Below are 10,745 nucleotides of genomic sequence, written 5' to 3' on the forward strand. Positions count from 1 at the left end.
CCGGCCCCCACGACGGAAGCAGTGCCCCCTACGGCCCCACGCCGCCGCGCGCGCTGGGCCCCGTACCTCTTCCTCGCCCCCGGACTGCTGCCGGTGCTCCTCTTCGGCGTCTGGCCGTTCCTGAACACCGTGATCCTCTCCTTCACGGACGCGCGCATCCTGCGCGGCGGTCACTTCGTCGGCTTCGCCAACTACCGCCGGGCCCTCGCCGACCCCGACTTCTGGCTGGCCACCGGAAACAGCGTCCTGTACCTGCTGGTCGTCGTCCCCTGCCTGGTCCTGCTCCCGTTGGCCCTCGCCGTCCTCGTACGCGCCGAGATCCCCGGCATCGGGTTCTTCCGGTCGGCCTTCTACACCCCGGTGATCGCCTCGGCGGTGGTCGTCGGCCTGATGTGGCAGTGGGTGCTGCGCAGCGACGGCCTGGTCAACACGGTCCTGCGGGGGCTCCGTATCGTCTCGGAGCCCGTCCCGTTCCTGACGGACAGCGGCCTGCTGCTGGTGTCCGCCATGATCGTGACCGTCTGGAAGGGCCTCGGCTACTACATGGTCTTCTACCTGGCGGCCCTCGGTAACGTCTCCGTCTCCCTCTACGAGGCGGCCGCCCTCGACGGCGCCGGCGCCGTCCGACGCTTCTTCAGCGTCACCGTCCCCCAGGTGAAACCGATGATGCTGCTCGTCGGTACCCTCTCGGCGATCTCCGCACTGCGCGTGTTCACCGAGATCTACATCCTGGGCGGCGAGGGCGGAGGCCCCGGCGGCGGGGCCCGTACCCTGCCCTTCCTGATCCGGCAGGTCGGTCTCGGCTTCGCCGGCGAGACCGGTTACGCCTCCGCCGTATCCCTCCTGCTGTTCCTCCTGACGCTGGTCTTCAGCCTGCTGGGCCGCCGCCTCTCGAAGGGGGACGAGAGGTGAGCGTGTACCGAATCGGGGCCGCGGACCGGGCCGACGCGAGCCGGCGCACGGGGCGCCGGCGCCGCCTGGCCGGTCTGACCGGCCGGTACGCCACCTTGACCCTGATGCTCGTGGTCACGCTCGGGCCGATCGTCTGGCAGTTCCTGACCTCGCTGCGCGGCCGTACGGAGAACGTGTACGAGGGCGTCCTGCCGTCCCGGCCGACCCTCGACAACTACGTCCGGGTCGCCGAGTCGTTCCCGCTCCTCCAGTACACCGGCAACACGCTGGTGGTGGCGGGCCTCGCCGTCACCTCGAACGTCGTCTGCGCCTCGATGGGCGGCTACGCGCTCTCCCGCACCGGCTGGAAGGGCCGCCGGAGCGTCTTCACCCTGCTGGTGGCGACCCTGATGTTCCCCTTCGAGTCCGTCATGATCTCGATGTTCCTCACCGTGCGCGGGATGGGGCTGGTCGACACGCTCATCGGGGTGTGGCTGCCGGGCGCCGTCTCCGTCCTGAACATCATGGTCATGCGGGCGGCCTTCCTCGCCGTCCCCCGGGAGATCGAGGAGGCCGCACTGTTGGACGGCGCGGGCGAGTGGACCCGGTTCGCCCGGGTGTTCCTGCCGGCCGCCAAAGGCGCGCTCGCCGTCGTCTGCGTCACCAGTTTCATGGGCGCCTGGGACGACTTCCTGTGGCCGCTGCTGGTCCTCACCGACAGCGAGCACTACACCCTGCAACTCGGACTGAAGACCCTGGCCGGCTCCACCACCGTCAACGACCAGCGGATCATCGCCGCCGGCGCGATGGCCGCGCTGATCCCGATGGTGCTCCTCTTCTTCGCCCTCCAGCGATTCTTCTTCAAGGGCGTGGGCGAGGGAGCCGTCAAGCTCTGAGCCACCCGCCCCACCACCGGCCCCACCACCGGCCCTTCCCCCTCCTGGAGCAGCCGTCATGCACGACGACCGCAGCGTTGCCGAACACCGCCTCCGCCGGGTCCTCAAGGAGCGCGTCACGCCCGCCGTCCACTCCCGTTGCCTGCCGCTGACCGTCGAGCGCTGGGACGCACCGGGCGAGCCCGTCCCGGTGGCGGAGGGGCTCGCGGCCCACTACGAGCCCTGCGCGGTCGGGGACCCGTGGGGCCCGGCCTGGGGCACCACCTGGTTCAAGGTCACCGGCACCGTCCCGGCCGACTGGGCGGGCCGCACCGTCGAAGCCGTCCTGGACCTCGGGTTCGACCGCATGATGCCGGGCTTCCAGTGCGAGGGCCTGGTGCACGACGCGGCCGGCGCCGAGATCAAGGCGCTCAACCCGTACAACGACTGGGTGCGGGTCGCCGACCGCGCCGAGGGCGGCGAGCGGATCGAGTGGTACGTCGAGGCCGCCGCCAACCCCGTCCTCGTAGAACACCGGCCCACCTACGAGGGCGACTTGCAGACCAGCGCGGACCGGCCGCTCTACCGGCTCGCCCGGATGGACCTCACCGTCTTCGAGGGCGAGGTGTGGGAACTCGTACAGGACCTCGACGTCCTCCACGGCCTCATGACGCAGCTGGACGAGGCCGACGCCCGGCGGTACGCGATCCTGCGCGCCGTCGACGGCGCACTGGACGCCCTGGACCTCGACGATGTCGCCGGCACGGCGGACGCCGCCCGGGCCCGACTGGCCGGGGTGCTCGTCACCCCCGCCCACGCCTCCGCGCACCGGATCAGCGCGGTCGGGCACGCGCACATCGACTCCGCGTGGCTGTGGCCACTGCGCGAAACGGTCCGCAAGGTGGCGCGGACGGCGTCGAACGTGGTGAACCTGATGGACGAACACCCCGAGTTCGTCTTCGCCATGTCACAGGCCCAACAACTCGACTGGATCAAGACCCACCGGCCCGAACTCTTCGAGCGGATCAAGAAGAAGATCGGTGACGGGCAGTTCGTGCCGGTCGGCGGCATGTGGGTGGAGTCCGACACCAACATGGTGGGCGGCGAGGCCATGGTCCGTCAGTTCCTCCACGGCAAGAAGTTCTTCCTGGACGAGTTCGGGATCGATACCCGCAACGTCTGGCTGCCCGACTCCTTCGGCTACACCGCCGCCCTGCCGCAGATCGTCAAACTCACCGGCTCCACCTGGTTCCTGACCCAGAAGATCTCCTGGTCCCAGGTCAACGCGTTCCCCCACCACACCTTCTGGTGGGAGGGCATCGACGGCACGCGGGTCTTCACCCACTTCCCGCCCGTCGACACCTACAACAGCGATCTCGGTGGTGCGCAACTGGCCCACGCCGCCGGCAACTACCGCGAGAAGGGCCGCGGTTCGCGTTCCCTGGTGCCCTTCGGCTGGGGTGACGGAGGCGGCGGCCCCACCCGTGAGCACCTGGCGAGGGCCCGGCGGCTGCGCGACCTGGAGGGCTCGCCCCGGGTGCAGATCGAGCGGCCCGACGCCTTCTTCGAGCAGGCCCACGCGGAGTACCCGGACGCCCCCGTCTGGGCCGGGGAGCTGTACCTGGAGTCGCACCGGGGCACCTACACCTCGCAGGCCAAGACCAAGCAGGGCAACCGACGCGCCGAATCCCTGCTGCGCGAGGCCGAGTTGTGGGCGACGACCGCCGCGGTCCGGGTCGCCGGGTACGCGTACCCGTACGAGGACCTGGAGCGGATCTGGAAGACCGTGCTGCTCCACCAGTTCCACGACATCCTGCCCGGCTCCTCCATCGCCTGGGTGCACCGCGAGGCCCGCGAGACGTACCGCCGGGTGCGGGAGGAGCTGAGCGGGATCACCCTGGCCGCCCAGCTCGCGCTGGCGGGGGAGGGGACGCGGGGGCTGGTCTTCAATTGCGCCCCGCACGCCCGGCGCGGCATCCCCGCCGGCGGGGCCGGGATGCCGGAGCGGGCCGGGGAGCCGGTCACCCTCGCCGAGCGGCCGGGCGGCGGGTACGTGCTGGCCAACGGGCGGCTGCGGGTGGAGGTGGACGGCCGGGGGCTGATCGTGTCGGCGTTCGACCTGGAAGCCGGCCGCGAGTCCGTCGCGCCGGGCGCCGCCGCGAACCTGTTGCAAATCCACCCCGACTTCCCGAACATGTGGGACGCCTGGGACCTCGACGCCTCCTACCGCCACCGGGTCACCGACTTGGTGGACCTGGACGCGCTGGACGTCACCGGGGCCGGGCCGGAGTCCGCGACGGTCCGGGTCGCCCGCTCCTTCGGCTCCTCCAAGGTGGTGCAGACGCTCACGCTGCGGGCGGACGCCAAGACGGTCGACATCCGCACCGAGGTGGACTGGTACGAGACGGAGAAGATCCTCAAGGCGGCCTTCCCGCTCGACGTGAAGGCCGAACGCTCCGCCGCCGAGATCCAGTTCGGGCACGTCTACCGGCCCACCCACACCAACACCTCCTGGGAGGCGGCCAAGTTCGAGATCTGCGCGCACCGCTGGATCCACGTCGAGGAGCCCGGCTGGGGCGCCGCCGTCCTCAACGACTCCACGTACGGTCACGACGTGACCCGGGACGTGCGCCCCGACGGCGGGCAGACCACGACCGTCCGGCTCTCGCTCCTGCGCGCCCCGCGGTATCCCGATCCGGAGACCGACCAGGGGACCCACACCCTGTGCTTCTCGCTCGCGCCCGGCGCGACGATCGCCGACGCCGTCCGCGAGGGACACGCGCTGAACCTGCCGGAGCGGGTGGTGTCCGGGGCCGGTCCGGTGGCGCCGCTGGTGGCGGTGGACGGTGACGCGGTGGTGGTGGAGGCGGTCAAGCCGGCCGAGGACCGGAGCGGAGACGTCATCGTCCGGGTGTACGAGTCCCGGGGCGGCCGGGCCACGGCCACCCTCACGGCGGACTTCGCGCCGACGGCGGCCGGCGAATGCGACCTGTTGGAGCGCCCCCTGCCGCCCACCGCGGTCGGCGCCCTCACCCCCGACGGCGCCCTTCCCCTGACCCTGCGCCCGTTCCAGATCGTCACGGTCCGCTTCCACCGGAGCTGACGTCCGGCGCGCCGGCCGAGGTCGTACGGGCGCCCGAGGGCGCGTGAACTGCGCCACAAGCGGTGGCGTCCTCCCCGGCAATCCCGGGGAGGACGCCACCCGCCTGGTTATGCACCTAGTTGCAAAACATGCCGTCCCTCGCTAGAACAGGGTCATCACCCCCGCGCGAGGAGGCGCCCCCCATGTCCCAGAGCCGGTACCCGCACCTGCTGAGCCCCCTGGACCTCGGTTTCACCACTCTGCCGAACCGCGTGATCATGGGCTCGATGCACACCGGCCTCGAAGAGCACGAGGGCGGCTTCGAGCGCCTCGCCGCCTTCTACGCCGAGCGCGCCCGCGGTGGCGCCGGCCTGATCGTCACCGGCGGCATCGCCCCCAACGACGCCGGCCGCCCCTTCGAAGGGGGATCGCGCCTCACCACCGAGGAAGAGGCCGCCGAGCACCGGGTGATCACCGAGGCGGTACACGCCGAGGGCGGCAAGATCGCGATGCAGATCCTCCACTTCGGCCGCTACGCCTACCACAAGGACCTGGTCGCCCCCTCCCCGCTCCAGGCCCCCATCAGCCCGTTCGTCCCGAACGAGCTCACCGACATCCAGGTCGAGCGGACCGTCGAGGACTTCGTCCGCGCCGCCCGCCTCGCCAAGCTGGCCGGCTACGACGGCGTCGAGATCATGGGCTCCGAGGGCTACCTGATCAACGAGTTCATCGCCGCCGCCACCAACCGGCGCACCGACCGCTGGGGCGGGGCGTACGAGAACCGGGTCCGCTTCCCGCTGGAGATCGTCCGGCGCACCCGGGCGGCCGTGGGCGAGGACTTCATCCTCGTCTACCGCCTCTCCATGCTCGACCTGATCCCCGGTGGTTCCACCCTGGACGAGGTCGTCCGCCTCGCCAAGGAGATCGAGGCGGCCGGCGCCACCATCATCAACACCGGCATCGGCTGGCACGAGGCCCGCATCCCCACCATCGCCACCTCCGTCCCGCGCGGCGCCTACACCTGGGTCACCAAGCGGCTGATGGGCGCGGTGTCCGTCCCGCTCGTCACCAGCAACCGCATCAACACCCCGGAGATCGCCGAGGAGCTGCTGGCCGACGGGCGCGCCGACCTGGTGTCGCTGGCCCGCCCCTTCCTCGCCGACGCCGACTTCGTCAGCAAGGCGCGCGCCGGTGCCGCCGAGACCATCAACACCTGTATCGGTTGCAACCAGGCCTGCCTCGACCACACTTTCAGCGGCAAGATCACCAGTTGCCTGGTCAATCCGCGCGCCTGCCACGAGACCGAACTGGTCCTGTCGCCCACCCGCTCGAAGAAGCGGGTCGCCGTCGTCGGCGCCGGCCCGGCCGGTCTGGCCTGCGCCGTCTCCGCCGCCGAACGCGGCCACGCCGTCACCCTCTTCGAGGCGTCCGGGCACATCGGCGGCCAGCTCGACATCGCCCGCCGCATCCCCGGCAAGGAGGAGTTCGCGGAGACCATCCGTTATTACGGCAACCGGCTCACCGCCCACCGCATCGACCTGCGCCTGAACACCCGCGCCGACGTCGAGACCCTCCGGGGCTACGACGAGGTCGTCGTCGCCACCGGCGTCACCCCCCGCACCCCCGACATCGAGGGCGTCGACCACCCCAACGTGGTGACCTACCTCGACGTCCTGCGCGACGGCGCCCCGGTCGGCGAACGGGTCGCCGTCGTCGGCGCGGGCGGTATCGGCTTCGACGTCGCCGAGTTCCTCACCGACAGCGGTGAGGGCGCCTCCCAGGACCCGGACGTCTACTTCCGCCACTGGGGCGTCGACACGGCGTACACCGGCCCGGGCGGTCTCGTCGCCCCCGAGCGGCCCGCGCCGCCGCGCCGGGTCCACCTGCTCCAGCGCAAGACCACCAAGGTCGGCGCGGGCCTCGGCACCACCACCGGCTGGATCCACCGCGCCGAACTCAAGCACCGCGGTGTCGTCTCGGTGGCCGGGGCGACGTACGACCGGATCGACGACGAGGGCCTGCACATCACCGTCGACGGGGAGCGGCGTCTGGTCCCCGTCGACACCGTCGTGCTCTGCACCGGTCAGGAGCCGCGCCGTGACCTGTACGAGGCGCTGCGCGCCGCCGGCGTCGAGGCGCACCTGATCGGCGGCGCCGACGTGGCCGCCGAACTCGACGCCAAGCGGGCCATCCGCCAGGGCACGGAACTCGCCGCGAGCCTGTGAACCGGTAGCACCCGTGCCAAACCCCTGACGGCGCAATGGTGTTGTGGCGGCCCCCGGTGGGCCGCCACAATCCCCTGATGACCTTCACACCGGCAGACGCGGATCGGATCCTCGCCGAGAACTTCGCCCCCTGGGTGCTCGCCCTCGGCCTCACCGTCCGGGAGACCGGCGAACGGCACGCCGTCCTGCGGCTGCCGTGGTCCGAGGCCCTGGCCCGGGACGGCGGCGGACTCTCGGGCCAGGCGCTGCTGGCCGCCGCGGACACCGCCACCGTCATCGCCGTCGCCGCCGCCCGCGGCGGTTACGGGCCGATGACCACCGTCCAGCAGTCCACCAGCTTCCAGCGCCCGGTCGTCGGCGTCGACGTGTGGATCGCCGCGCGGATCACCAAGCTCGGCAAGCGGATGGCCTTCGCCGACATCACCATGACCCCCGACGGCTCGACCGAACCCGCCGCGACGGCCTCCACCGTCTACGCCCTCCTCGGGTGAGGTCCCTCTCCCGCAACCGCGACTTCAACGTCTTCTGGCTCGGGCAGGCGCTGTCCGTCCTCGGTGGGTCCGTCTCCGCGGTCGCGCTGCCGCTGCTGGTGTTCACGGCCACGGGCTCGGTCTTCCGGATGGGTCTCGTCACCGTGGTCGGTGCGGGCACCGCGGTGGTGACCGGGATCTTCGCCGGTTACGTCGTCGACCGCGTTGACCGCCGCCGGCTGATGATCCTCTGCGATCTGGCGCGGGCCCTGCTGCTCGGGGCGGTGCCCTTCCTCTGGTGGGCCGGACCCCGGGTCTGGCTGCTGTACCTGGTGACCGCCCCGGTCGGCGTACTGACGAGCTTCTTCGACGTGGCCTACGTGACGGCGGTGCCCCGGCTCGCGCCGCCCGAGGACCTCACCCGCGCCAACGGCCGGCTGACGAGCACCTTCGCCTTCGGCACCCTGCTCGGACCGGTGATCGCCGGAGCCGTCACGGCCGGCGTCGGTCCGGCCTGGGCCCTGGGGTTGGACGGCGTGACGTTCCTGATCTCGGCCGTCAGCCTGGTGTTCGTCCGTTTCGGCCCGCGCCCCGGCGCGGCTCGGGAGCCGGCGGGGGCGCGCGAGCGGGCGGGGGCGGGGGCCCGGGAGCGGGCGGGCGGGCCGGCGCCGGGCGCGGCCGGCATGGTGCGCGAGATGTTCGTGGTCGGGTTCCGGTTCCTGTGGGCGCACCCGCTGCTGCGCCCGCTGACCGTACTGCTCACCCTGCTGACCTTCATCACCGTCGGCTCCACCGACCTGCTGATCTTCCGCGTCGAGCACGACCTGCACCAGGGCTCCGCCACCCTCGGCTATGTGATGGCGACGAGCGCGCTCGGCACGCTCGTCGGCGCCTTCACCGCGGGACCGCTGCGCCGCACCCTCGGGTTCGGGGCCTGCTGGCTGGGCTCCGTCGCGGTGATCGCCGTGTCGTTCGCCGGGATCGGCGTCAGCCGCAGCGTGCCGGTCATCGCGGTACTGGCCGCCCTGTTCATGTTCGGACTGACCCTCGGCGGTGTCTGCTCGATGACGTTGCGCCAGGAGGTGACACCCGAGCCGCTGTTGGGCCGGGTAACCGCCGCCTTTTGGACGGTGCACAACGCCTCGGGTCCCGCCGGGGCGGCGCTGCTCACCGCGCTGGCCCAGCGGCACGGCGTCCCCGCCGTCAGTCTCGCCGGCGGGGCCTTCTGCCTGCTGATCGTGGGCGCGGGCCTGGCCGGCCCGCTGCGCGCGAGCGTCCCCCGCGCCGGTGCCGGCGCCGGGACCGGGTTCCCGGCCGCGCCGCTCAGCCGGCCGCGGCGGCCGCTGCGGGGCCGACGCCCGTGAGGCGCTCCGCGACCGACCAGAGCCGGGCGTTGGCGGCGGGGTCCAAAGCGCGCCGGGTGACGCGGGACTCGCCGGTCGGCCCGACCAGGCCGAACCGGCCGGTCGGGCCGTAGTAGCCGCCGGCGGTCGCGTCCGGGCTCGTGGCGGCGTAGAGCAGCGGTTCCGTTCCCGGGCCGACCTCCTGCTTCGGCAGGACGTCCAGCTTGCTCACGACGCCGTGCAGCCGCGACGGCTTGCCCCGACCGAGGCTGGCGCCGGCGGTCTGGAGGTTCGTCTTGGTGTAACCGGGGTGCGCGGCGGTGCTGCGCAGCGGCCACTTCTGCTCGTCCGCGAGGACCGCCAGGTGGCGGGCCATCATCAGGTCGGCCAGCTTGGACTGGGCGTAGGTCAGCATCGGGACGTAGCGCCGCCGCTCCCACTGGAGGTCGGTGAAGTCGACCCGGCCGAAGTTGGCGGTGCCGCTGCTCATCGTCGTGACGCGCGGGGCGGGCGCCGCGAGCAGGGCCGGCAGCAGCCGAACCGTCAGGGCCAGCGGTCCGAGGAAGTTGCTGCCGAACTGGAGCTCGAAGCCGTCGGCGGTGGTCATCCGGGTCGGCGGGGCCATCACCCCGGCGTTGTTGACCAACAGGTCGAGCGGGACGCCGTCGGCGAGGAAGGCGTCGGCGAAGGCGGCGACCGACGCGAGGTCTGCCAGGTCGATCCGGCGCACCTCCACCCGGGCGTGTGGATGCCGGGCCAGGATCTCGGCACGGGCCCGCTCTCCCTTGGCGGGCGTCCGCACCGCGAGCACGACGTGGGCGCCCGCCTCGGCGAGCCGGCGCGCGGCCTCCTTGCCCGTGCCGCTGTTGGAGCCGGTGACGACGGCGAGCTTTCCGGACTGGTCGGGAACGGCGTACATGACGTACTCCTCGGGGGAGAGTGCGTAACAGACCGACGGTCTGATGCTCCTGCCGAAGCTAGCAGACCGCTGGTCTGATAACAACAGACCGCAGGTCTGTACGCTGGTGGCGTGACCCTGCCTACGAAGTTCCAGCGCGCCCGCAGCGAGGAACAGCGCGCCGCCCGCCGTCGGACGATCCTCGAGACGGCCGCCGCCATGCTGACCGAGATGCCGGTCGCCCAGGTCACGCTGAACGAGCTGGCGCGCAGGGTCTGCCTCGCCAAGTCGAACGTGCTGCGCTACTTCGAGTCCCGCGAGGCCGTCCTGCTGGAACTCCTCGCCGCCGCCTCGCGCGAACTCGTCGACCACCTCGACGGCGCGCTCGCCCGGGCGGTGGAAGGCGCTGCCGAGGCCGAGCGGCCCGACCGGATCGCCGACTGCCTCGCCGAGGCCCTGGCCGGCCGGCCGGTGCTGTGCGATCTGATCAGCGCCCAGGCCGCCGTGCTGGAGCGGAACGTCTCCCCGCAGGTCGCCGTGGCCTACAAGCGGGCCGCCCTGGACAGCGCCACGACCCTGGCCGGACGGATCGCCTCCCACCTGCCGGAACTGGGGGAGGATGACGCCTTCCGGTTCGTCGTGTCCGCGACCATGGTCAGCGGAGCCGTCTGGGCCCACGCCCACCCCTCCGCCGCCATGCGCGCGGCCTACGGGGCCGACCCCGCCCTGGCCGCCCTGTGTGTCGACTTCGCCCCCACCATGCGCGAGACGCTGGAGGTCCTGCTGTCCGGATTGCTGGCCCGGGCGCGGCGCCCCCGACCGGCCTGACGCGTCCCCCTGCGCACGCGAACGCCCCCGCGCCGGTCGGCGGGTTCTAGCGATCCCCGCAACACCCTGTTGTTCAGGGAGTTGCGGGGATCGTGGATTTTGGGGACTTGAAGGCAAGGTTCTTCGAAGCGCT

Annotated in this window: 8 protein-coding genes; 7 read left to right on the forward strand and 1 reads right to left on the reverse strand. The window is 72.2% G+C overall.

Features of this window, described 5'->3' with window-relative positions:
* Positions 1-21 precede the first annotated feature (21 nt).
* The 6 genes from ACFVXJ_RS13740 to ACFVXJ_RS13765 all read left to right on the forward strand — a co-directional run bounded on the left by ACFVXJ_RS13740 (position 22) and on the right by ACFVXJ_RS13765 (position 8,907).
* Positions 22-912 (forward strand): carbohydrate ABC transporter permease, encoded by an 891-nt coding sequence (locus tag ACFVXJ_RS13740; protein ID WP_389661896.1) that lies wholly within the window; start codon positions 22-24, stop codon positions 910-912.
* Positions 909-1,787: a carbohydrate ABC transporter permease gene (locus ACFVXJ_RS13745; RefSeq protein WP_389661897.1), complete on the forward strand. Its 879-nt coding sequence runs from the start codon at positions 909-911 to the stop codon at positions 1,785-1,787. Before ACFVXJ_RS13740 ends, ACFVXJ_RS13745 begins: the two co-directional genes overlap by 4 nt.
* Positions 1,788-1,845: 58 nt before the next feature.
* Positions 1,846-4,869 (forward strand): alpha-mannosidase, encoded by a 3,024-nt coding sequence (locus tag ACFVXJ_RS13750; RefSeq protein ID WP_389661898.1) that lies wholly within the window; start codon positions 1,846-1,848, stop codon positions 4,867-4,869.
* A 182-nt stretch (positions 4,870-5,051) separates the two neighbouring features.
* Positions 5,052-7,073 (forward strand): FAD-dependent oxidoreductase, encoded by a 2,022-nt coding sequence (locus ACFVXJ_RS13755; RefSeq protein WP_389661899.1) that lies wholly within the window; start codon positions 5,052-5,054, stop codon positions 7,071-7,073.
* 77 nt (positions 7,074-7,150) lie between these two features.
* Positions 7,151-7,564, forward strand: a complete 414-nt coding sequence (locus ACFVXJ_RS13760) for a PaaI family thioesterase (protein ID WP_389661900.1) — start codon at positions 7,151-7,153, stop codon at positions 7,562-7,564.
* On the forward strand, positions 7,561-8,907 hold the full coding sequence (locus ACFVXJ_RS13765) for an MFS transporter (protein ID WP_389661901.1): 1,347 nt from the start codon (positions 7,561-7,563) through the stop codon (positions 8,905-8,907). Before ACFVXJ_RS13760 ends, ACFVXJ_RS13765 begins: the two co-directional genes overlap by 4 nt.
* Here the strand turns inward: ACFVXJ_RS13765 and ACFVXJ_RS13770 are convergent.
* The gene (locus tag ACFVXJ_RS13770; protein WP_389661902.1) at positions 8,867-9,805 is read right to left on the reverse strand and encodes an SDR family oxidoreductase; all 939 of its coding nucleotides are present in this window, start codon (positions 9,803-9,805) and stop codon (positions 8,867-8,869) included. The two genes, ACFVXJ_RS13765 and ACFVXJ_RS13770, sit on opposite strands and share 41 nt — an antisense overlap.
* A gap of 117 nt (positions 9,806-9,922) precedes the next feature.
* Here ACFVXJ_RS13770 and ACFVXJ_RS13775 point away from each other — a divergent pair, with 117 nt between their 5' ends.
* Positions 9,923-10,612 carry a TetR family transcriptional regulator gene (locus ACFVXJ_RS13775; protein WP_389661915.1) on the forward strand — a complete coding sequence of 230 codons (690 nt, stop codon included), beginning with the start codon at positions 9,923-9,925 and terminating at the stop codon, positions 10,610-10,612.
* Positions 10,613-10,745 lie beyond the last annotated feature (133 nt).

Source organism: Streptomyces sp. NPDC058279 (assembly GCF_042881255.1).
Classification (GTDB): Bacteria; Actinomycetota; Actinomycetes; order Streptomycetales; family Streptomycetaceae; genus Streptomyces.